The sequence below is a fragment of the Streptococcus sp. 3167 genome, from assembly GCF_013277175.1.
GTDB lineage: Bacteria > Bacillota > Bacilli > Lactobacillales > Streptococcaceae > Streptococcus > Streptococcus pseudopneumoniae.
Map to the genome: position 1 here is coordinate 1 of NZ_VMML01000043.1, position 20,813 is coordinate 20,813.

General features: G+C 39.9%; 23 protein-coding genes. 21 read left to right on the forward strand and 2 right to left on the reverse strand.

Annotated features, from left to right (window positions below; genetic code table 11):
* Positions 1-194 precede the first annotated feature (194 nt).
* Positions 195-1,007, reverse strand: coding sequence for a Cof-type HAD-IIB family hydrolase (locus tag HT678_RS06945; RefSeq protein ID WP_000162353.1), 813 nt, complete (start codon positions 1,005-1,007; stop codon positions 195-197).
* Positions 1,008-1,196: 189 nt separating this feature from the next.
* Between HT678_RS06945 and HT678_RS06950 the strand changes: the two genes are divergently transcribed.
* The 6 genes from HT678_RS06950 to folK all read left to right on the forward strand — a co-directional run bounded on the left by HT678_RS06950 (position 1,197) and on the right by folK (position 7,390).
* Positions 1,197-2,615, forward strand: a complete 1,419-nt coding sequence (locus HT678_RS06950; protein ID WP_172924751.1) for an NCS2 family permease — start codon at positions 1,197-1,199, stop codon at positions 2,613-2,615.
* Positions 2,616-2,673: 58 nt separating this feature from the next.
* The gene (locus HT678_RS06955) at positions 2,674-3,381 is read left to right on the forward strand and encodes a CPBP family intramembrane glutamic endopeptidase (protein WP_054370233.1); all 708 of its coding nucleotides are present in this window, start codon (positions 2,674-2,676) and stop codon (positions 3,379-3,381) included.
* Positions 3,382-3,579: 198 nt separating this feature from the next.
* Positions 3,580-4,560 (forward strand): dihydropteroate synthase, encoded by a 981-nt coding sequence (gene folP / locus HT678_RS06960; protein ID WP_172924753.1) that lies wholly within the window; start codon positions 3,580-3,582, stop codon positions 4,558-4,560.
* A 1-nt stretch (position 4,561) separates the two neighbouring features.
* A complete protein-coding gene (locus HT678_RS06965; RefSeq protein WP_172924755.1) occupies positions 4,562-5,884 on the forward strand; it encodes a folylpolyglutamate synthase/dihydrofolate synthase family protein in 1,323 nt (440 codons plus the stop codon).
* Positions 5,865-6,419 (forward strand): GTP cyclohydrolase I FolE, encoded by a 555-nt coding sequence (gene folE / locus HT678_RS06970; RefSeq protein ID WP_001095967.1) that lies wholly within the window; start codon positions 5,865-5,867, stop codon positions 6,417-6,419. Before HT678_RS06965 ends, folE begins: the two co-directional genes overlap by 20 nt.
* Positions 6,420-6,577: 158 nt before the next feature.
* Complete coding sequence (gene folK, locus HT678_RS06975; RefSeq protein ID WP_172924757.1) at positions 6,578-7,390, forward strand: 2-amino-4-hydroxy-6-hydroxymethyldihydropteridine diphosphokinase; 813 nt, start codon at positions 6,578-6,580, stop codon at positions 7,388-7,390.
* A gap of 45 nt (positions 7,391-7,435) precedes the next feature.
* On the opposite strand, the gene HT678_RS06980 is transcribed toward folK, so the two are convergent.
* Positions 7,436-7,753: a DUF960 domain-containing protein gene (locus tag HT678_RS06980; RefSeq protein ID WP_055387807.1), complete on the reverse strand. Its 318-nt coding sequence runs from the start codon at positions 7,751-7,753 to the stop codon at positions 7,436-7,438.
* A 361-nt stretch (positions 7,754-8,114) separates the two neighbouring features.
* Between HT678_RS06980 and rplM the strand changes: the two genes are divergently transcribed.
* From rplM to HT678_RS11335, 15 genes are all read left to right on the forward strand, one after another.
* Complete coding sequence (rplM, locus tag HT678_RS06985; RefSeq protein WP_001044624.1) at positions 8,115-8,561, forward strand: 50S ribosomal protein L13; 447 nt, start codon at positions 8,115-8,117, stop codon at positions 8,559-8,561.
* A gap of 18 nt (positions 8,562-8,579) precedes the next feature.
* Entirely contained in the window at positions 8,580-8,972 is a 393-nt protein-coding gene (gene rpsI, locus HT678_RS06990; protein ID WP_000075964.1) for a 30S ribosomal protein S9, read from the forward strand.
* Between the two features lie 315 nt (positions 8,973-9,287).
* Positions 9,288-9,908: a hypothetical protein gene (locus HT678_RS06995; RefSeq protein WP_000855698.1), complete on the forward strand. Its 621-nt coding sequence runs from the start codon at positions 9,288-9,290 to the stop codon at positions 9,906-9,908.
* 189 nt (positions 9,909-10,097) lie between these two features.
* Positions 10,098-10,541 carry a tRNA (adenosine(37)-N6)-threonylcarbamoyltransferase complex ATPase subunit type 1 TsaE gene (gene tsaE / locus HT678_RS07000; RefSeq protein WP_000288246.1) on the forward strand — a complete coding sequence of 148 codons (444 nt, stop codon included), beginning with the start codon at positions 10,098-10,100 and terminating at the stop codon, positions 10,539-10,541.
* A complete protein-coding gene (locus tag HT678_RS07005; protein WP_000455532.1) occupies positions 10,531-11,049 on the forward strand; it encodes a GNAT family N-acetyltransferase in 519 nt (172 codons plus the stop codon). Before tsaE ends, HT678_RS07005 begins: the two co-directional genes overlap by 11 nt.
* 7 nt (positions 11,050-11,056) lie before the next feature.
* Positions 11,057-12,073 carry an LCP family protein gene (locus tag HT678_RS07010; protein ID WP_000239274.1) on the forward strand — a complete coding sequence of 339 codons (1,017 nt, stop codon included), beginning with the start codon at positions 11,057-11,059 and terminating at the stop codon, positions 12,071-12,073.
* A gap of 83 nt (positions 12,074-12,156) precedes the next feature.
* Positions 12,157-13,413: a competence/damage-inducible protein A gene (locus HT678_RS07015; RefSeq protein WP_000642684.1), complete on the forward strand. Its 1,257-nt coding sequence runs from the start codon at positions 12,157-12,159 to the stop codon at positions 13,411-13,413.
* Between the two features lie 54 nt (positions 13,414-13,467).
* Positions 13,468-14,634: a recombinase RecA gene (gene recA / locus HT678_RS07020; protein ID WP_001085465.1), complete on the forward strand. Its 1,167-nt coding sequence runs from the start codon at positions 13,468-13,470 to the stop codon at positions 14,632-14,634.
* Positions 14,635-14,748: 114 nt separating this feature from the next.
* Complete coding sequence (locus HT678_RS07025) at positions 14,749-16,113, forward strand: MATE family efflux transporter (RefSeq protein WP_172924759.1); 1,365 nt, start codon at positions 14,749-14,751, stop codon at positions 16,111-16,113.
* 374 nt (positions 16,114-16,487) lie between these two features.
* Positions 16,488-17,438 carry an N-acetylmuramoyl-L-alanine amidase family protein gene (locus HT678_RS07030; protein ID WP_172924761.1) on the forward strand — a complete coding sequence of 317 codons (951 nt, stop codon included), beginning with the start codon at positions 16,488-16,490 and terminating at the stop codon, positions 17,436-17,438.
* Positions 17,439-17,808: 370 nt separating this feature from the next.
* A complete protein-coding gene (locus HT678_RS11755) occupies positions 17,809-18,153 on the forward strand; it encodes a helix-turn-helix transcriptional regulator (RefSeq protein WP_001056000.1) in 345 nt (114 codons plus the stop codon).
* A 12-nt stretch (positions 18,154-18,165) separates the two neighbouring features.
* The gene (locus HT678_RS07040) at positions 18,166-18,912 is read left to right on the forward strand and encodes an ImmA/IrrE family metallo-endopeptidase (protein WP_309598697.1); all 747 of its coding nucleotides are present in this window, start codon (positions 18,166-18,168) and stop codon (positions 18,910-18,912) included.
* Positions 18,905-19,330: a hypothetical protein gene (locus HT678_RS07045; protein WP_000204075.1), complete on the forward strand. Its 426-nt coding sequence runs from the start codon at positions 18,905-18,907 to the stop codon at positions 19,328-19,330. The genes HT678_RS07040 and HT678_RS07045 overlap by 8 nt, the downstream gene beginning before the upstream one ends.
* A gap of 710 nt (positions 19,331-20,040) precedes the next feature.
* Positions 20,041-20,595 (forward strand): PBECR4 domain-containing protein, encoded by a 555-nt coding sequence (locus HT678_RS07050; protein WP_345890409.1) that lies wholly within the window; start codon positions 20,041-20,043, stop codon positions 20,593-20,595.
* A 36-nt stretch (positions 20,596-20,631) separates the two neighbouring features.
* The coding region (locus HT678_RS11335; protein ID WP_205380607.1) for a hypothetical protein at positions 20,632-20,813 on the forward strand (182 nt) is incomplete at its 3' end.

Below are 20,813 nucleotides of genomic sequence, written 5' to 3' on the forward strand. Positions count from 1 at the left end.
TTTGAAAGTAGATGAGTATAACTGGTTGATGAGACTGTGAAAAGAGCATAAAGACCAGCTTGCAAGCTGGTCATACTCTTCGCAAATCTCTTCAAACCACGTCAGCTTCATCTACAACCTCAAAGCAGTGCTTTGAGCAACCTACGGCTAGCTTCCTAGTTTGCTCTTTGATTCTCATTGAGTATCAGTATAGGTTATAAGAATAAGTCTTGTAGGGTTTTGGCAACCCCATCTTGGTCGTTGGTAAGGGAAATTTGCTCATCTGCATAAGGGAGTAGCTCTGGATTGGCATTTTTCATGGCATAACCCTTCCCAGCAAAAGCGAGCATTTCGGTATCATTGTGTTCATCTCCAAAGGCAATCAAATCTTTTTTGTCACGATTCATTATCTTGAGCAAGTAGTCCAAAGCAAAGGCCTTGTTGACACCTTTTGGGGTACATTCAAGGATATTGAGCGGACCTCCCCAGGTATTGATAGAAAGTTGATGCTGGTAGAAGGCGTTCATTTCTTTTGCCAAGGCATATTTGTCACTGGCTCTGGTCTGCAAGAGGATACAGTTAGGGTCCTTGGTCACCAATTCAGGCTGGAATTGATCTTCAGGCTGGAAAGCTTCTACACCAAATAGTTTGGGATTGGCAATTTCTTCATTGGGATTTGTAATGTAGAATTTTTTACGATATTCTCCAGCGATAAAATCGGCTTGAATGTCCTCTGAACGTTGAACCATATCTAGCAGATATTTTTTGTCTACAGTCAAACACTTTTCAAAATCCCAAACTTGGTCTGGTAAATGAGTAAGGGATCCGTTGAAGTTAATCATAGGAGTGTCTAAGCCCAGTTCACGGTAAAAATCTTTTGACATACGGTAAGGGCGACCTGTCGTAATAATAACCTGATGGCCTTTTTCAGCAACTTTTTTGATGGTTTTTTTGGTAAAGTCAGAAATTTGACTGTCTGAGTTGAGCAGGGTTCCATCTAGGTCAACTGCAATAATTTTTTTCGTCATATGGACCTTTCTAGTGTGTTTTCAGATAAGATGTCTTCTATTATAACAGAAAGCAGGCAGAAAAGCAGATTCCAAACAAAAAATGAAATTGGATTAATTTCTTAAACAAATCAAACAAAGACATTGAAAAAGTGAATGATAAATGATATAATTCTATTATTGTTCGTAAAAATTAAAAGGAGATTGATAATGGACAAATTATTTAAACTAAAAGAGAACGGTACAGACGTTCGTACAGAGGTTCTCGCTGGTTTAACAACTTTCTTTGCAATGAGCTATATTCTCTTTGTAAACCCACAAATTCTTTCGCAAACAGGGATGCCTGCTCAGGGTGTCTTCCTAGCAACGATTATTGGTGCAGTAGCGGGTACCTTGATGATGGCTTTTTATGCTAACTTGCCATACGCTCAAGCGCCAGGTATGGGGCTGAATGCCTTCTTTACCTTTACAGTTGTATTTGGACTTGGTTATTCTTGGCAAGAAGCCCTAGCTATGGTCTTCATCTGTGGGATTATTTCATTGATTATTACCTTGACAAATGTTCGTAAAATGATCATTGAATCGATTCCCAATGCTCTTCGCTCAGCTATTTCAGCTGGTATCGGTGTCTTCCTTGCCTATGTAGGGATTAAGAATGCTGGACTTTTGAAATTCACGATTGATCCAGGAAACTATACTGTTGTAGGAGAAGGGGCTGACAAAGCTCAAGCAACGATTGCGGCAAACTCTTCAGCAGTTCCAGGATTGGTCAGCTTTAATAATCCAGCTGTTTTGGTGGCTCTTGCAGGACTTGCCATTACTATCTTCTTTGTCATCAAAGGGATTAAAGGGGGAATTATCCTCTCTATCTTGACAACAACTGTTCTTGCTATTGCAGTTGGTTTGGTAGATTTGTCAAGCATCGATTTTGCTAATAACCATGTTGGTGCAGCTTTTGAAGATTTGAAGACAATCTTTGGTGCAGCTCTTGGTTCAGAAGGTTTGGGAGCTTTGATTTCAGATACAGCTCGCTTGCCTGAAACTCTGATGGCCATTCTTGCCTTCTCATTGACAGATATTTTTGATACAATTGGTACCTTGATCGGTACAGGTGAAAAAGTTGGTATCGTAGCGACAAATGGTGAAAATCATCAATCAGCTAAGTTAGACAAGGCTCTTTACTCTGACTTGATTGGTACTTCAATTGGTGCCATCGCAGGTACTTCGAACGTAACGACTTATGTTGAGTCTGCTGCTGGTATTGGTGCAGGTGGACGTACTGGTTTGACAGCCTTGGTTGTAGCTATCTGTTTTGCGATCTCAAGTTTCTTTAGCCCACTTCTAGCGATCGTACCAACAGCCGCTACAGCTCCAATCTTGATTATCGTTGGGATTATGATGTTGGCTAGCTTGAAAAATATCCATTGGAACGATATGTCTGAAGCGGTTCCTGCTTTCTTCACATCTATCTTTATGGGATTCAGCTACTCTATCACTCAAGGGATTGCAGTTGGTTTCTTGACTTACACTTTGACTAAGCTTGTCAAAGGTCAAGCTAAAGATGTTCATGTCATGATTTGGATTTTGGATGCCTTGTTTATCCTTAACTACATCAGTATGGCCTTATAATAGAATGACCCAGGGGGGATTTCCCCCTTTTTTTAATACAAAGTCTAGGAGATGAATGATGGAAGAGAAAAGTATGTGGAAAGAATTGTTGAATCGTGCAGGCTGGATTTTAGTCTTTTTGCTAGCGACAATTCTATATCAGATTCCTTTAGCAGTTACTGCTATTTTAACTTTAAATGCAGTACCACTGTTACAGTCAGGACTGATAGTTGCTGGTCTTTCGATTGTAGTGTTGGCACTATTTATTTTTGGAGCTCGTAAAACGCAGTTAGCAAGTTTTAATTTTTCTTTTTTTAGAGCTAAGGATTTGGCACGTTTGGGCTTGAGTTATTTAGTCATTATCTGTTCAAATATACTTGGTTCTATCTTGTTACAACTGTCAAATGAGACGACAACAAGTAACCAGTCTCAGATTAACGATATGGTTCAAAATAGTTCTTTGATTTCTAGCTTTTTCTTGCTAGCCTTGCTTGCTCCAATTTGTGAGGAAATCTTGTGCCGTGGAATTGTTCCTAAAAAGATTTTCCGAGGCAAGGAGAACTTGGGATTTGTAGTCGGTACGATTGTGTTTGCTTTATTGCATCAACCAAGTAATTTACCTTCTTTATTGATTTATGGAGGTATGTCGATCGTTCTGTCTTGGACGGCTTACAAGACCCAACGTTTGGAAATGTCTATCTTACTTCACATGATTGTGAATGGGGTTGTTTTCTGTTTGTTGGCTCTTGCGGTGATTTTGAGTCGGATTTTAGGAATTTCTGTTTAATACTCAATGAAAATCAAAGAGTAAACTAGGAAACTAGCCGCAGGCTGTACTTAAGTACGGCAAGGCTACGTTGACGCGGTTTGAAGAGATTTTCGAAGAGTATAAGATTTTTGACAATTGCTTACTTGTTTCTACTGGGAAAAAGATGAATGCAATCGTGTCCATCTTTTTCTTTTTATGGTAAAATAGAGAAATAATATGGTGAAAAGCCTTGAGGGAGTGACCGATATGTCAACTAAAGTAAATCATGCACAGACAGCTATTTGCGGAATTATCAATGTAACCCCAGATTCCTTTTCGGATGGTGGTCAATTTTTTGCTCTTGAGCAGGCACTCCAGCAGGCTCGTAAATTGATAGCAGAAGGGGCTAGTATGCTAGATATCGGCGGAGAATCGACTCGGCCGGGAAGTAGCTATGTTGAGATAGAAATAGAAGAGGAAATCCAGCGTGTTGTTCCAGTGATTAAAGCGATTCGCAAGGAAAGTGATGTCCTCATCTCTATTGATACTTGGAAGAGTCAGGTAGCAGAAGCTGCTTTGGCTGCTGGTGCCAATCTAGTCAATGATATCACTGGTCTTATGGGTGATGAGAAAATGGCCCATGTGGTTGCTAAGGCTGGTGCGAAAGTAGTCATTATGTTTAATCCAGTCATGGCGCGACCTCAGCATCCTAGCTCGCTCATATTTCCTCATTTTGGTTTTGGACAAGCTTTTACGGAGGAAGAGTTAGCTGATTTTGAAAAATTGCCAATCGAAGACTTGATGGAGACTTTCTTTGAACGAGCACTAGCGAGAGCAGAGGAAGCTGGGATTGCTCAAGAAAATATCCTGTTGGATCCAGGAATTGGCTTTGGTCTGACTAAGAAAGAAAATCTGCTTCTTTTACGGGACCTGGATAAACTACATCAGAAGGGCTATCCAATCTTTCTTGGAGTGTCGCGCAAGCGGTTTGTCATCAATATCCTTGAAGAAAGTGGTTTTGAAGTCAATCCTGAGACAGAACTTGGTTTCCGCAATCGGGACACAGCTTCAGCCCATGTAACCAGTATTGCTGCGAGACAGGGTGTAGAAGTGGTGCGCGTGCATGACGTAGCTAGTCACAGGATGGCAGTTGAAATTGCCTCCGCCATTCGTCTGGCTGATGAAGCGGAAAATCTAGATTTAAAACAATATAAATAAAATGAAAGAAATTGAAAACAATCAGTGGATTGCCCACTATCGGACGGACCAACCGCATTTTGGCTTGGAACGAATGGTGGAACTGTTAGCCTTGCGTGGCAATCCCCATCTCAAACTCAAGGTCATCCATATCGGAGGGACTAACGGCAAGGGTTCGACCATTGCTTTTTTGAAGAATATGCTGGAAAAGCTAGGGCTGAGAGTTGGGGTGTTCAGCTCGCCCTATCTCATTCATTACACAGACCAGATTAGCATCAATGGGGAATCCATTCCAGAGGCTAGGCTAGAAGCCCTCATGGCAGACTATCAGTCTTTGCTGGAGGGAGAAGCGGTCGCCAATTTACAGAGTACAACCGAGTTTGAGATTATCACAGCCCTGGCCTATGACTACTTTGCCGCAGAGCAAGTAGAAGTGGCTATCATGGAAGTCGGTATGGGTGGACTTTTAGATAGTACCAATGTCTGTCAGCCCATTTTGACAGGAATTACGACTATTGGCTTGGACCATGTAGCCCTACTTGGTGACACCTTGGAAGCCATAGCAGAGCAGAAGGCTGGTATTATCAAACAAGGTATTCCCTTGGTGACAGGGCGTATTGCTCCAGAAGCTTTGGCTGTGATTGACCGCATTGCGGAAGGGAAAGATGCGCCGAGATTTGCCTACGGGACAGATTATCAGGTCAGCCATCAAAAGAGTGTGGTGACAGGCGAAGTCTTTGACTATACAAGTGTTGTCAGACAAGGTCGCTTCCAGACTGGTTTGCTTGGTTTGCACCAGATAGAGAATGCTGGGATGGCCATAGCTTTACTTGATGCTTTTTGTAAAGAAGATGGTCGAGAACTAGCAAGCAATCACTTGCTTGCTCAAGCTCTGGAAGAAACAAGTTGGCCAGGGCGTTTGGAAATCGTGTCAAGAGATCCCTTGCTGATTTTGGATGGGGCCCACAATCCTCATGCCATAAAGGCTTTAGTAGCAACCTTGCAAGAACGCTTTGCGGATTATCGTAAGGAAATCCTCTTTACTTGTATCAAAACCAAGGCCTTGGAAGATATGTTGGATTTGTTGGAGGAAATCCCAGATACCGAGCTTACCCTGACACATTTTGACGATAGTCGGGCGACTGATGAAAGCGTGCTGGAAGAGGCAGCTAAGTCTAGAAATCTCAGCTACCAAGATTGGCAGGATTTTCTAGAGCAGAAATTGACAGATAAAAAAGAAGAGAAACAAACAGTTAGGATTGTCACAGGTTCCTTGTATTTCTTGAGCCAAGTGAGAGCCTATCTGATGGAGAGGAAAAACGAGAATGAATACACAAAAAATTGAAGCAGCTGTAAAAATGATTATCGAGGCTGTCGGAGAGGACGCTAACCGTGAGGGCTTGCAGGAAACACCTGCTCGTGTCGCTCGTATGTACCAAGAGATTTTTTCAGGTCTTGGTCAAACAGCGGAGGAACATTTGTCAAAATCCTTTGAGATTATTGACGATAACATGGTAGTAGAAAAGGATATTTTTTTCCATACCATGTGTGAACACCACTTCTTGCCATTTTATGGTAGAGCGCATATTGCCTACATTCCAGATGGTCGTGTGGCAGGCTTGTCTAAGCTAGCCCGTACGGTTGAAGTTTATTCGAAAAAACCACAAATTCAAGAACGGTTGAATATCGAAGTAGCCGACGCCTTGATGGAGTATCTAGGTGCTAAGGGAGCCTTTGTTGTCATTGAAGCAGAACATATGTGTATGAGTATGCGTGGTGTCAGAAAACCAGGCACTGCAACCTTGACGACAGTAGCTCGTGGTCTATTTGAAACAGATAAGGATCTCCGTGATCAGGCTTATCGTTTAATGGGACTATAATACTCTTCGAAAATCAAATTCAAACCACGTCAGCTTCCATCTGCAACCTCAAAACAGTGTTTTGAGCAGCCTGCGGCTAGCTTCCTAGTTTGTACTTTGATTTTCATTGAGTATAAAAAGAATTCGCTTTGGGCGGATTTTTCTAGAAAGGAATCATTATGGATCAACTGCAGATTAAGGATTTGGAAATTTTTGCCTATCATGGTCTTTTTCCCAGTGAGAAGGAATTGGGGCAGAAGTTTGTCGTTTCAGCTATCCTATCCTATGATATGACCAAGGCAGCGACAGATTTGGATTTAGCAGCCTCTGTCCATTACGGAGAATTGTGCCAGCAGTGGACGACTTGGTTTCAGGAAACGAGTGAGGATTTGATTGAAACGGTAGCCTATAAACTGGTAGAACGTACTTTTGAGACCTATCCTCTTGTCCAAGAAATCAAGTTGGAACTCAAAAAGCCTTGGGCGCCGGTTCATTTGCCACTAGATACTTGCTCTGTAACCATCCATCGCCGTAAGCAACTGGCCTTTATCGCACTAGGAAGCAATATGGGGGATAAGCAAGCAAATTTGGAGCAAGCCATTGACAAACTGCGAGCTCGTGGCATCCATATTCACAAAGAGTCCAGTGTCTTAGCGACGGAGCCTTGGGGTGGAGTGGAGCAGGATAGCTTTGCTAATCAAGTGGTTGAGGTGGAAACCTGGCTACCAGCACCAGTCTTGTTAGAAACCTTGTTGGCTATTGAGTCAGAGATGGGACGGGTGAGAGAAGTGCATTGGGGGCCTCGTTTGATTGATTTGGACTTGCTCTTTGTGGAAGACCAGATCCTTTATACAGACGACCTCATATTGCCTCATCCTTACATAGCAGAACGTCTCTTTGTTCTTGAGTCTCTACAAGAAATTGCGCCTCATTTTATCCATCCGACATTAAAGCAACCCATTCGCAGCTTGTATGATGCTTTGAAAAAATAGAAAAAACTCTAGTTTTCAGTTACTTGCAACTGAAGGCTAGAGTTTTTAAAATAGGTCATTTTCTTCTGGGAGGAGGATAGTCTCTCTACCATCCAGATCTAAAACCAGTACTCTCGGTGGATAAAGAGGGTCGAAAGGATGGTTAAAGTCAAAATCAATGGCTGTAGGGAGGTGTTGGCTTGAGAAGTGGAAGGTAATTTTTCCTTGGTTATTCAGCAATTGAAACTCAAGTTCTTCTTCCAATTCAAAGACATTTTTTAAGAAATGGTCGATAATATACCAAAAAGAGTCAATAACATCATCAGGCAAGCTGGTAACAATTCCAAAACTAGCAGACCGCATGTGGGTATTGGTAAAAGCCATATTTCTGCCCCCTTTCTTTTCCCTTATCATACAGCAAATAGGATTAAAAATCAAGAAAAGGTGATTTTTTGAAAAGGATTTTAGCTACAGGGAAAAATAAGGAAAAAAATTCCCAAAAATCTACCGAAGTTAATAGGTAAATTCCCAAATTAACTTGATTATATAATTTTCAGTTACTTTGAGAAGTTACGGTTTAGAAAAATATTTTTCATATCTATTGACTTTTAGGGGTGAAATTTGGTATTATAGTAGGCGGTATTGTTTACCCCATTTGAAAGGCCCCGGAACCTTCCAAATACTTTTCGATGGGAAGGAACACCCATCACCGTAAACAAAAATCGAACTATATATAGGAGAAATCATGAACAAAACAACATTTATGGCTAAACCAGGCCAAGTTGAACGTAAATGGTACGTAGTTGACGCAACTGATGTACCACTTGGACGTCTTTCTGCAGTAGTTGCTAGCGTACTTCGCGGAAAAAACAAACCAACATTTACACCACACACTGATACAGGTGACTTTGTGATTGTTATCAATGCTGAAAAAGTTAAATTGACTGGTAAAAAAGCAACTGATAAAATCTACTACACTCACTCAAACCACCCAGGTGGATTGAAACAAATCTCTGCAGGTGAACTTCGTTCTAAAAATGCAGTACGTTTGATTGAGAAATCAGTTAAGGGTATGCTTCCACACAATACTCTTGGACGCGCTCAAGGTATGAAGTTGAAAGTATTTGTTGGAGCTGAGCACACTCACGCTGCACAACAACCAGAAGTTCTTGACATTTCAGGACTTATCTAAGGAAAGGAACAATAAAGTATGTCACAAGCACAATATGCAGGTACTGGACGTCGTAAAAACGCTGTTGCACGCGTTCGCCTTGTTCCAGGAACTGGTAAAATCACTGTTAACAAAAAAGATGTTGAAGAGTACATCCCACACGCTGACCTTCGTCTTGTCATCAACCAACCATTTGCAGTTACTTCAACTGCAGGTTCATACGACGTTTTCGTTAACGTTGTAGGTGGTGGATACGCTGGTCAATCAGGAGCTATCCGTCACGGTATTGCTCGTGCCCTTCTTCAAGTAGACCCAGACTTCCGCGATTCATTGAAACGCGCAGGACTTCTTACACGTGACTCACGTAAAGTTGAACGTAAGAAACCAGGTCTTAAGAAAGCTCGTAAAGCATCACAATTTAGTAAACGTTAATTCGAGAGAATTACTATACTTACAAAGAGCACCTTTCGGGGTGTTCTTTTTATACTTTCTTACTAAATTGGTGCAATTGACACAGTTGTTGCGACTTTATACTCTTCGAAAATCTTTTCAAACCACGTCAGCTCTATCTGCAACCTCAAAACAGTGTTTTGAGCAACCTGCGGCTAGCTTCCTAGTTTGCTCTTTGATTTTCATTGAGTAGTAGTCTCTCATGTTTGTTTAGCGTCTAAAAGAGACATTTGAGAAGATTGAAAACAGTTCTCTCTTTTCTCCTAGTATAATGATTGGTAGGAAGGGAGAGAAAAGATGAAAACAATGAGAATCTTATTTTTGTTAGCTTTAATTCAAATCAGTTTGAGTAGCTGTTTTCTATGGAAGGAATGCATCTTGTCCTTTAAACAAAGTACAGCTTTTTTCATCGGAAGTATGGTCTTCGTTTCAGGAATCTGTGCTGGAGTAAATTATCTTTATACCCGTAAGCAAGAAGTCCATAGTGTCCTAGCCAGTAAGAAGTCAGTGAAGCTTTTTTACAGTATGTTACTCTTAATTAATTTATTAGGAGCTGTCCTTGTCTTGTCAGATAACTTGTTCATTAAAAATACGCTGCAGCAAGAATTAGTTGACTTTTTATTGCCATCCTTTTTCTTTCTATTTGGGCTAGATTTGCTGATTTTTTTACCCTTGAAAAAATACATGCGCGATTTTCTTGCTATGCTAGACAGAAAAAAGACAGTGTTGGTGACTATTTTAGCAACACTTCTCTTTTTAAGAAATCCAATGACCATTGTCTCTCTTCTGATGTATATTGGACTGGGTTTGTTTTTTGCAGCCTATCTTGTCCCAAATTCGGTCAAGAAGGAAGTTTCCTTTTATGGTCATATTTTCCGAGATCTTGTATTGGTCATTGCTACGCTCATTTTCTTTTAGAGAAAGCTTGTTTTTATGGATGTTATGATGGTAATACTCTTCGAAAATCTCTTCAAACTACGTCAGCGTCGCCTTGCCGTACTCAAGTACAGCCTGCGGCTAGCTTCCTAGTTTGCTCTTTGATTTTCATTGAGTATAAGTTTAGCAGGAAAATAGACACAAAAGAAAAGTTTTTGGTATAATAAGAGTATGTACACAAAAAATGAAGAAGAGCTACAATCCTTAGGGGAGCGTTTGGGTCATCTATTAGCAAAGAATGATGTTTTAATCTTAACTGGAGAACTGGGTGCAGGTAAAACGACCTTTACTAAAGGACTTGCTAAAGGTTTACAGATTTCTCAAATGATTAAAAGTCCAACCTATACTATCGTAAGAGAGTATGAGGGGCGTCTTCCGCTTTTCCATTTAGATGTTTATCGTATTGAAGGAGATGCGGATTCTATCGACTTGGATGAGTTTCTCTTTGGTGGCGGAGTGACTGTCATCGAGTGGGGAAATCTCTTAGGAGATGCCTTGCCAGATACTTATTTAGAATTGGAAATTCTAAAAGAAGCAGATGGACGTCGTTTAAATTTTCAGGCAAAGGGTTTGCGTGCAGAAAAACTCTTAGAGGAGCTTCAACATGGAGTATGAATTGCTCATTAGGGAAGCAGAGCCTAAAGATGCAGCTGAATTAGTGGCCTTTTTAAATCGTGTAAGTTTGGAGACAGATTTTACCAGCTTAGACGGAGATGGTATTCTCTTGACCAGTGAGGAGATTGAAGTATTCCTCAACAAGCAAGCTAGTTCGGACAATCAGATAACCTTACTTGCATTCTTAAATGATAAAATTGCTGGTATTGTAAATATTACAGCTGACCAGCGCAAGAGAGTCCATCATATTGGAGATCTCTTCATTGTGATTGGAAAAAGATATTGGAATAATGGATTGGGAAGTTTGTTGCTAGAAGAAGCGATAGAGTGGGCACAAGCAAGTGGCATTCTGCGTCGTCTCCAGCTGACTGTCCAAACTCGTAATCAAGCAGCAGTTCATCTGTATCAAAAGCATGGCTTTGTAATTGAAGGTCGCCAAGAGCGTGGAGCATATATAGAAGAAGGGAAATTTATCGATGTTTACTTGATGGGTAAACTGATAGATTAGTAGAAATATGGTTAAAAAAATTATTGGAATGGTGCTAGCTTTACTTTCTGTAACTGTAGTAGGAGCAGGTATTTTTGCTTATACTATTTATCAACAAGGGACAGAAACCTTAGCTAAAACCTATAAAAAAATCGGCGAAGAAACCAAGGTTATTGAAGCGACTGAACCTCTAACCATTCTGTTAATGGGAGTGGACACCGGAAATGCTGAACGAACTGAAACTTGGGTCGGTAGAAGTGATAGCATGATCTTGATGACAGTGAATCCTAAAACGAAAAAAACAACAATGATGAGTTTAGAGCGGGATATTCTGACCCGCATTGAATCAGGGAATGGTCAGGCTCATGAAGCGAAACTGAATTCAGCATATGCAGATGGTGGAGCAGAGCTTGCTATAGAAACCATTCAAAAAATGATGAATATCCATATTGATCGCTATGTGATGGTCAATATGAAAGGGTTACAAAAACTAGTGGATGCAGTAGGTGGTATTACAGTCAATAATACCCTAGGTTTCCCAATTTCTATCAGTGACCAAGAAGAATTTAATACCATTTCTATCGGTGTTGGGGAGCAACATATTGGGGGAGAAGAAGCCCTAGTCTATGCACGAATGCGTTACCAAGATCCTGAGGGGGATTATGGTCGTCAAAAACGTCAACGTGAAGTTATTCAAAAAGTCATGGAAAAAGCTCTCAGTTTAAATAGTGTTGGTCATTATCAAGAGATTCTAAAAGCTTTGAGTGACAATATGCAGACCAATATTGATTTGTCTGCAAAAAGTATCCCTAACTTGCTAGGCTATAAAGATTCATTTAAAACCATTGAAACTCAGCAGTTGCAGGGTGAAGGAGAGATGCTTCAAGGTGTTTCTTACCAGATTGTTTCGAGAGCCCATATGTTGGAAATGCAAAATCTACTCCGACGTTCTTTGGGACAAGAAGAAGTCACTCAGCTTGAAACCAATGCGGTCTTATTTGAAGATTTATTTGGCAGAGCACCTGTTGGTGATGAAGATAATTAACTTTTGATACAAATAAAAAATCAATCGTGGGAAATTTCCTGCGATTTTTTCAAAAAAATACGAATAGATAGGTAGGAGGAAACATGAAAGCAGAAATCATTGCTGTTGGAACAGAGATTTTGACAGGACAGATTGTCAACACTAATGCTCAGTTTTTATCAGAAAAACTAGCAGAGATTGGGGTAGATGTATATTTTCAGACGGCTGTAGGAGACAACGAAGCCCGTCTCTTGTCTTTGCTTGAGATTGCCAGTCAACGTAGCAGTCTGGTGATTTTGACAGGTGGTTTAGGGCCGACTGAGGACGATTTGACCAAACAAACTCTGGCTAAATTTTTAGGGAAAGAATTAGTCTTCGATCCTCAGGCTCAGGAGAAGTTAGATGTCTTTTTCGCCCAGCGACCAGATTATGCCCGAACACCGAATAACGAAAGACAAGCCCAAATTGTAGAAGGAGCGACTCCACTGCCAAACGAAACGGGGCTGGCTGTGGGAGGAATACTAGAAGTAGATGGAGTGACCTACGTTGTCCTTCCTGGTCCGCCAAGTGAATTGAAGCCTATGGTCTTAAACCAACTTCTACCCAAGTTGATGACGGGGAGTAAGCTGTATTCCCGGGTTCTTCGTTTCTTTGGGATTGGCGAGAGCCAGTTGGTGACGATTTTGGCTGATTTAATTGATAATCAGACCGATCCGACCTTGGCACCTTATGCCAAGACAGGAGAGGTAACCTTGCGTCTGTCAACAAAGGCTAGCAGTCAAGAAGAGGCGAATCAAGTGCTGGATATTTTGGAACATCAAATCTTGGATCGCCAGACCTTTGAAGGACTTTCTTTACGAGACCTTTGTTATGGTTATGGGGAAGAGTCCAGTTTAGCCAGCATTGTGGTAGAAGAACTGAAAAAACAAGGGAAAACCATCACGGCTGCAGAGAGTTTGACGGCAGGTCTTTTCCAAGCTAGGGTAGCGGATTTTTCAGGAGCTTCAAGTATATTTAAGGGTGGTTTTGTGACCTATAGCTTGGAGGAAAAATCAAAAATGTTGGATATTCCTGTCAAGGATTTGGAAGAACAGAGTGTGGTATCTGAATTTACAGCACAGAAGATGGCTGAGCAGGCACGAAACAAGACTCAATCTGATTTTGGAATTAGTTTGACTGGAGTGGCAGGGCCAGATAGCCTAGAAGGGCATCCAGCTGGGACAGTCTTCATAGGCTTGGCTCGAGAGCAAGGAACTGAGGTTATCAAGGTCAATATTGGAGGCAGAAGTCGAGCAGATGTACGTCACATTGCTGTTATGCATGCCTTTAACCTAGTTCGCAAGGCTTTATTAAGTGACTAACTTTTGATATAATAGTAGATAGGTCTGAGGATCATTAGAATGTAGGAGAATAGAATGGCGAAAAAACCAAAAAAATTAGAAGAAATTTCAAAAAAATTTGGGGCAGAACGTGAAAAGGCCTTGAATGATGCTCTTAAATTGATTGAGAAAGACTTTGGTAAAGGATCAATCATGCGTTTGGGTGAACGTGCGGAGCAAAAGGTGCAAGTGATGAGCTCAGGTTCTTTAGCTCTTGACATTGCCCTTGGTTCAGGTGGTTATCCTAAGGGACGTATCATCGAAATCTATGGACCAGAGTCATCTGGTAAGACGACGGTTGCCCTTCATGCAGTTGCACAAGCGCAAAAAGAAGGTGGGATTGCAGCCTTTATCGATGCGGAGCATGCCCTTGACCCAGCTTATGCTGCGGCCCTTGGTGTTAACATTGACGAATTGCTCTTGTCACAACCAGACTCAGGAGAGCAAGGTCTTGAAATTGCAGGAAAATTGATTGACTCAGGTGCTGTAGATCTTGTCGTGGTCGACTCAGTTGCGGCTCTTGTACCTCGTGCGGAGATTGATGGAGATATCGGTGATAGCCACGTTGGTTTGCAGGCCCGTATGATGAGTCAGGCCATGCGTAAACTTGGTGCTTCTATCAATAAAACCAAAACAATTGCTATCTTTATCAACCAATTGCGTGAAAAAGTTGGGGTCATGTTTGGAAATCCAGAAACAACACCTGGCGGACGTGCTTTGAAATTCTATGCTTCAGTCCGCTTAGATGTTCGTGGTAACACACAAATTAAGGGAACTGGTGACCAAAAAGAAACCAATGTCGGTAAAGAAACTAAGATTAAGGTTGTAAAAAATAAGGTAGCTCCACCGTTTAAGGAAACCGTAGTTGAAATTATGTACGGAGAAGGAATTTCTAAGACTGGTGAACTCTTGAAGATTGCAAGCGACTTGGATATTATCAAAAAAGCAGGAGCTTGGTATTCTTACAAGGATGAAAAAATCGGTCAGGGTTCTGAGAATTCTAAGAAATATTTGGCAGAGCACCCAGAAATCTTTGATGAAATTGATAAGCAAGTCCGTTCTAAATTTGGCTTGATTGATGGAGAAGAAGCTTCAGAACAAGATACTGAAAACAAAAAAGATGAAGCAGTTCAAGCAGATTCTGTGAATGAAGAAGTGACACTTGACCTAGGCGATGAACTTGAAATCGAAATTGAAGAATAAGCTGTTAAAGTAGTGGAGAAATCCGCTACTTTTTCGATTTTTGATTCAAGATTTCAGATTGACTATAGTTTGCTGTTTCTTGTGGCTCCACTAGAAAGCTGATGTAATAGCCTTATGAATAAAAAACGAACAGTGGACCTGATACATGGTCCGATTCTTCCTTCTCTCTTGAGTTTTGCCTTCCCAATCTTGCTGTCTAATATCTTTCAGCAACTCTATAACACTGCTGATGTCTTGATTGTTGGACGTTTTCTTGGACAAGACTCCTTGGCAGCGGTAGGGGCGACGACAGCGATTTTTGACCTGATTGTAGGTTTTACTCTTGGTGTTGGAAATGGCATGGGGATTGTCATTGCCCGTTATTATGGAGCTCGGAATTTCACTAAAATCAAGGAAGCAGTAGCATCCACCTGGATTTTAGGGGCTCTTTTGAGTGTTGTAGTGATGCTGCTGGGCTTTCTTGGTTTGTATCCTCTTTTACAGTACCTAGATACCCCTGCTGAAATCCTTCCCCAGTCCTATCAATATATTTCTATGATTGTGACTTGTGTCGGTGTCAGCTTTGCCTATAATCTTTTTGCAGGTTTGTTGCAGTCCATTGGGGACAGTCTAGCTGCCCTTGGATTTTTGATTTTTTCTGCTCTGGTTAATGTGGTTCTGGATCTCTATTTTATTACGCAACTGCATCTGGGAGTTCAATCCGCGGGACTTGCTACCATTATTTCGCAAGGTTTATCAGCGGTTCTTTGCTTTTATTATATCTGTAAGAGTGTGCCAGAACTTTTGCCTCAGCGCAAGCATTTCAAATGGGATAAGTCCTTGTACGCAGATCTCTTGGAGCAAGGTTTGGCTATGGGCTTGATGAGTTCAATTGTGTCCATCGGCAGTGTGATTTTACAGTCTTCTGTCAATACCTTTGGCGCAGTGATTATAAGTGCACAAACGGCGGCTCGACGCATTATGGCCTTCGCCCTTCTTCCGATGACTGCTATTTCTGCTTCGATGACGACCTTTGCTTCTCAGAATTTAGGTGCTAAGCGCCCAGACCGTATTGTTCAAGGCCTTCGAATCGGCAGTCGTTTAAGTATATCCTGGGCAGTTTTTGTTTGTGTTTTCCTCTTTTTTGCCAGTCCAGCCTTGGTTTCCTTCTTGGCTAGTTCGACAGATGGTTACTTGATAGAAAATGGAAGTCTCTATCTGCAAATTAGTTCAGCCTTTTATCCCATTTTGAGCCTCTTGTTGATTTATCGCAATTGTTTGCAGGGTTTGGGGCAAAAAATCCTTCCTCTGGTTTCTAGTTTTATCGAACTAATCGGGAAAATCGCTTTTGTGGTCTTGATTATCCCTTGGGCGGGCTATAAGGGAGTTATTGAACCCCTCATCTGGGTTACCATGACCATCCAACTGTACTTCTCACTGTTCCGTCACCCCTTGATAAAAGAAGGTAAGGCCATCTTGGCAACCAAAGTGCTCTCCTAGCTGTATTTGCTAATAAAATCCATTTCCTCTAGTGAAAATCGAAAAAACTTGTGCTGTTATCTTTAGTTTGGTCTTGAAAATAGTTTAACAGACTTTTGACTTCTTTTATATGATATAATAAAGTATAGTATTTATGAAAAGGACATATAGAGACTGTAAAAATATACTTTTGAAAAGCTTTTTAGTCTGGGGTGTTATTGTAGATAGGATGCAGACCTTATCAGTCCTATTTACAGTGTCAAAATAGTGCGTTTTGAAGTTCTATCTACAAGCCCAATCGTGACTAGGATTGTATTCTTTATGAGGTAGAAATAAAGGAGTTTCTAGCTCTGGATTGTAAAAAATAAGTTGTTTTAATTGATAAGGAGTAAAATATGGAAATTGATGTGAGTAAATTAAGAACAGATTTGCCTCAAGTCGGCGTGCAACCATATAGGCAAGTCCATGCCCATTCCACAGGCAACCGTAATTCAACGGTTCAAAATGAGGCTGACTACCATTACAGAAAAGATCCTGAATTGGGCTTCTTTTCTCACGTAGTCGGTAATGGTCGTGTTATGCAGGTAGGACCTGTTGATAATGGTGCCTGGGACGTTGGGGGCGGTTGGAATGCAGAAGGTTATGCACAAGTTGAACTGATTGAAAGCCATGAATCGAAAGAAGAGTTTCTGATTGACTATCGTCTCTATATCGAACTCTTGCGTAATCTAGCAGACGAGGCTGGGATACCTAAAACGCTTGATACTGCTGATTTAGCAGGTATCAAGACACACGAATATTGCACCAATAACCAACCTGACAACAACTCAGATCATGTTGACCCTTATCCTTATCTTGCAAGCTGGGGCATTAGTCGTGAGCAATTCAAGCAGGATATTGAAAACGGCTTGACGATTGAAGCAGGATGGCGACAGAACGATACTGGCACCTGGTATGTACACTCAGATGGTTCTTATCCAAAAGATAAGTTTGAGAAAGTTAATGGTACCTGGTATTACTTTGACGGTTCAGGATATATGCTTGCAGACCGCTGGAAGAAGCACACAGACGGCAACTGGTACTGGTTTGACCAGTCAGGTGAAATGGCGACAGGCTGGAAGAAAATCGCTGAGAAGTGGTATTATTTCGACGTAGAGGGCGCTATGAAGACAGGCTGGGTCAAGTACAAGGAGACTTGGTATTATCTTGACGGTAAAGAAGGGGACATGGTATCAAACGCCTTTGTCAAATCAAATGATGGCTGGTATTACCTTAAAGAAGATGGCACGATAGCAGAAAAACCAGAATTTACAGTCGAGCCTGAAGGCTTGATAACAGTAAAATAATAATGGAATGTCTTTCAAATCAGAACAGCGCATATTATTAGGTCTTGAAAAAGCTTAATAGTATGCGTTTTCTTGTGGAGATATTTCCTTCAATTTTTGCTACTATATTAAATAAAAATCAAAAAGCAAACTAGAAAGTTATGCTAAAATAAAATCTAAATTTGACAATGTAAATCGAGTCGGATAGCTTTAAGTACTGTTTTGAGGTTGAAGATACGATTTTTGATAGGAACTCATCAAATAGGTTTACTATCATCAATTTTGGATTTTTAAGCAGTATCAATAAATTGCTTCCTTGTTTTGTCATAATTTTTTTATTTAAAAAATTTACTTTATGACAAGAGTGTGCTATTCTTTTTATGAGAGGTGTATGAATATGATAAATGTATGTGATGTTGGAAAAAGAATAAAAGAACTTAGAATATCTTCAAATCTTACTCAAGATAAGATTGCTGAATATTTGTCTTTGAATCAAAGCATGATTGCCAAAATGGAAAAAGGTGAAAGGAATATCACGTCGGATGTTATTGAGAAACTATCTGCCCTGTTTTGCTGTACGGTTGAATATCTTTTGTTTGGCGAACAAGCTGAACAACAGTGTGTAATATCGTTTAGAAAAAATAAAATAGTAGACCAAGATCTTAAAGTTTTAGCGAAAATCAATAAAATTGTATTGAATCAATTTGAGATAGATCAGCTATTGGAGACAAAATAAATGATTGATAAAATGGATTTAAGTAATAAAGCTTCAAATCTTAGAAAAAAGTTGGGAGCTGACGGTGAAGCGCCGATAGATATTTTTAAATTGGTACAAAAGATAGAGAATTTGACGCTGGTATTTTATGGACTCGGAAAGAATATTAGCGGAGTCTGTTATAAAGGAACTCAGTCAAGTCTCATTGTAATCAATTCAGACATGTCATTAGGAAGACAAGGATTTTCTTTAGCACATGAACTGTATCATCTTTATTATGATGAGGTGAAGAAGAGTTCAGTCAGTCTTATCTTGATTGGTGAAGGAGATGAAACTGAAAGAAAAGCGGATCAGTTTGCTTCATATTTTTTAGTTTCCCCATCTTCACTGTATAGGATGGTTGAGGAAATCAGAGAAAATGCTAATAGAACTCATCTTGAAGTAGAAGATATTATAAAATTGGGTCAGTTTTATGGTATCAGTCATAAAGCTATGTTATATAGATTGCGGAATGATGGATACCTTGATGCAGAAGAAATTAAAAATATGGATATTAGTGTTATAGAGACAGCTTCAAGATTAGGCTATGATACAAGTTTATATCGTCCTTTGTCAGAAAGTAAAAAGGAAATGGTATTAGGACACTATATTAAATCGACTGGACAACTTTTAGAAAATAACAGAATTTCGCAAGGGAAGTATGAGGAACTGCTACTAGATGCTTTCAGATATGATATTGTATATGGGCTAGATGAAGAGGGGGAGTTGTCGTTTGACTAGTCGTGTATTTATTGATACAGATTGTATTTCAGCATTTTTATGGGTTGGCACTGAACATCTTTTAGAAAAGCTCTATTCGGGTAAAATTGTTATTCCACAAGAGGTGTATGATGAAATCAATATACCTACAATCCCCCATTTAAAATCTAGGATAGACCAGTTAGTAGCTAAGGGTTCAGCTGAGATTGTGAGCATAGACATTGGAACTGAAGAATACGCATTATATAGAAATTTAACAAGAAATCATGATAGTAACAAGGTTATTGGTAAGGGAGAAGCGGCTTCTATTTCCTTAGCGAAAAAGCATAACGGGATATTAGGAAGTAATAACCTAAGAGATGTTCAACCATATGTAGAAGAATTTTCTTTAGAACATATGACGACAGGAGATATACTGATTGAAGCGTTTAAAGCGTAATTTATTACTGAACAAGAGGGCAATCATATCTGGAATAATATGCTTAAAAAGAGAAGAAAAATTGGTGCAAATTCATTTTCAGACTATCTTCGTGGAAGTGTTCATCAAAATAGACAAAAATAAATTTGGATAAATCGAACTTACTATTCAGGAGGAATATGAGCAATTCGAAGAAGAAAAGTGTCAAATTGAGCCTATAAGAGTAGAAATGACCTACATAGGGGATGAGAGAAAAGTTGTCCTTGAAGTTTCCTTGAACGATTAGTCGCATGTCAAACGATATGTAGGGTAATGTGAGAAGGGATAGCGAGTAGTTTTTGGTTATTTTATCAAAAAACTTGTATTTTATCATACTGAATGATAAAATACAAGAAAAATAGTAGAATAAAGGAAAGCTTTTCTAAAATGTGTATCTCCCCACAGGATTCGTTCTTGTGGGATTTTTTTCGTTAAAGAAAGCGATAAATATTGACTTTTTGAAAGAAAGATGTCATAATTAAGTTGGAAAAAACGTAAAAGTATCACTTTTCTCGTTATCCCGACTCCCAAAACGTCGTTAAACCGCTCGGCAATCCATGGAGACATGGACACATAGTAGTAAGCACGCTATGTGGCTTGGCAGAGCTAAAAACTGTTCCCTTGCGATAAGCCTAATAAGCACAACATAGGGAGTTAGAGAAGCCGACTCTAATCATCCACTTTGGGCAGTAGTGAGAACTGCCCCGTGCTTTTTTTATTTTGAGAAAATATGGAGTTTGTCGTTGAAATTACTTGATTGTATTTTAGATTATCAAGAGAAATTCGATGGAAAAACATGTCAAGTATCAACGAATTATAAGCATTTAGAGACTTTCGAAGTAGATTTTTGCTTGACTGATTTACATCACTTATTTGGCTTGTACAAAATCACACGAGATTATGCTAGTCAAACAATACCTGCTATTCAAGCTGGTGTTTTTATTTTGGAAGATTTTAGAAATCATCCTATGTACAATGATGTAATCGAAAGGATATCTTTGTATAGTTTTATCGGTGATATCTTCTATTCTAAGATAACAAGTTGTTGTATCCTAGCCAAAGATTTATCTAAAAACGCTATGAAGTTGGACGTCATATTTTTTGAAGATAGAAACAAAAGATCCGCAATTTTAGGTTTACGAAGAGATAAAAGTGGAATGTTTAAACCGGTTACTCTACATTTTACAAGCGCTAAGAAATATGCTAAAGTTCGTAAAACAGATGTGAAAGAAATTCAATGGTTATAAAAAACTTTTCGCAGGCTTCGGCTTGCGTTTTTTTGTTTGATAAAATTAAAAAAATGTGCAAAAATAAGTAGAATTGAAAACAGGAAAAAACACCTCCTTTCGATTCGCCAAGCCTCTTCGCAAGGCAATGAGGGGGCGGAGAGACGCGCTCGTCAACAGAAGTATCTCATTGGAAATGTTGCTCACTTTTTTAGTGAGCTTTTTATTATGGCTTCAAG

Bases quoted from the DNA above. Each gene is read 5' to 3' on its own strand.
- HT678_RS06980 (WP_055387807.1), bottom strand. From the start codon at position 7,753: ATGGCTTTTACCAATACCCACATGCGGTCTGCTAGTTTTGGAATTGTT.
- rplM (WP_001044624.1), top strand. From the start codon at position 8,115: ATGAACAAAACAACATTTATGGCTAAACCAGGCCAAGTTGAACGTAAA.
- HT678_RS07015 (WP_000642684.1), top strand. From the start codon at position 12,157: ATGAAAGCAGAAATCATTGCTGTTGGAACAGAGATTTTGACAGGACAG.
- HT678_RS06955 (WP_054370233.1), top strand. From the start codon at position 2,674: ATGGAAGAGAAAAGTATGTGGAAAGAATTGTTGAATCGTGCAGGCTGG.
- folP (WP_172924753.1), top strand. From the start codon at position 3,580: ATGGTGAAAAGCCTTGAGGGAGTGACCGATATGTCAACTAAAGTAAAT.
- HT678_RS06950 (WP_172924751.1), top strand. From the start codon at position 1,197: ATGGACAAATTATTTAAACTAAAAGAGAACGGTACAGACGTTCGTACA.
- tsaE (WP_000288246.1), top strand. From the start codon at position 10,098: ATGTACACAAAAAATGAAGAAGAGCTACAATCCTTAGGGGAGCGTTTG.
- HT678_RS07005 (WP_000455532.1), top strand. From the start codon at position 10,531: ATGGAGTATGAATTGCTCATTAGGGAAGCAGAGCCTAAAGATGCAGCT.
- folK (WP_172924757.1), top strand. From the start codon at position 6,578: ATGGATCAACTGCAGATTAAGGATTTGGAAATTTTTGCCTATCATGGT.
- HT678_RS06945 (WP_000162353.1), bottom strand. From the start codon at position 1,007: ATGACGAAAAAAATTATTGCAGTTGACCTAGATGGAACCCTGCTCAAC.
- HT678_RS07040 (WP_309598697.1), top strand. From the start codon at position 18,166: ATGGATTTAAGTAATAAAGCTTCAAATCTTAGAAAAAAGTTGGGAGCT.
- HT678_RS07010 (WP_000239274.1), top strand. From the start codon at position 11,057: ATGGTTAAAAAAATTATTGGAATGGTGCTAGCTTTACTTTCTGTAACT.
- HT678_RS06965 (WP_172924755.1), top strand. From the start codon at position 4,562: ATGAAAGAAATTGAAAACAATCAGTGGATTGCCCACTATCGGACGGAC.
- HT678_RS11755 (WP_001056000.1), top strand. From the start codon at position 17,809: ATGAATATGATAAATGTATGTGATGTTGGAAAAAGAATAAAAGAACTT.
- rpsI (WP_000075964.1), top strand. From the start codon at position 8,580: ATGTCACAAGCACAATATGCAGGTACTGGACGTCGTAAAAACGCTGTT.
- HT678_RS07025 (WP_172924759.1), top strand. From the start codon at position 14,749: ATGAATAAAAAACGAACAGTGGACCTGATACATGGTCCGATTCTTCCT.
- recA (WP_001085465.1), top strand. From the start codon at position 13,468: ATGGCGAAAAAACCAAAAAAATTAGAAGAAATTTCAAAAAAATTTGGG.
- folE (WP_001095967.1), top strand. From the start codon at position 5,865: ATGAATACACAAAAAATTGAAGCAGCTGTAAAAATGATTATCGAGGCT.
- HT678_RS07030 (WP_172924761.1), top strand. From the start codon at position 16,488: ATGGAAATTGATGTGAGTAAATTAAGAACAGATTTGCCTCAAGTCGGC.
- HT678_RS06995 (WP_000855698.1), top strand. From the start codon at position 9,288: ATGAAAACAATGAGAATCTTATTTTTGTTAGCTTTAATTCAAATCAGT.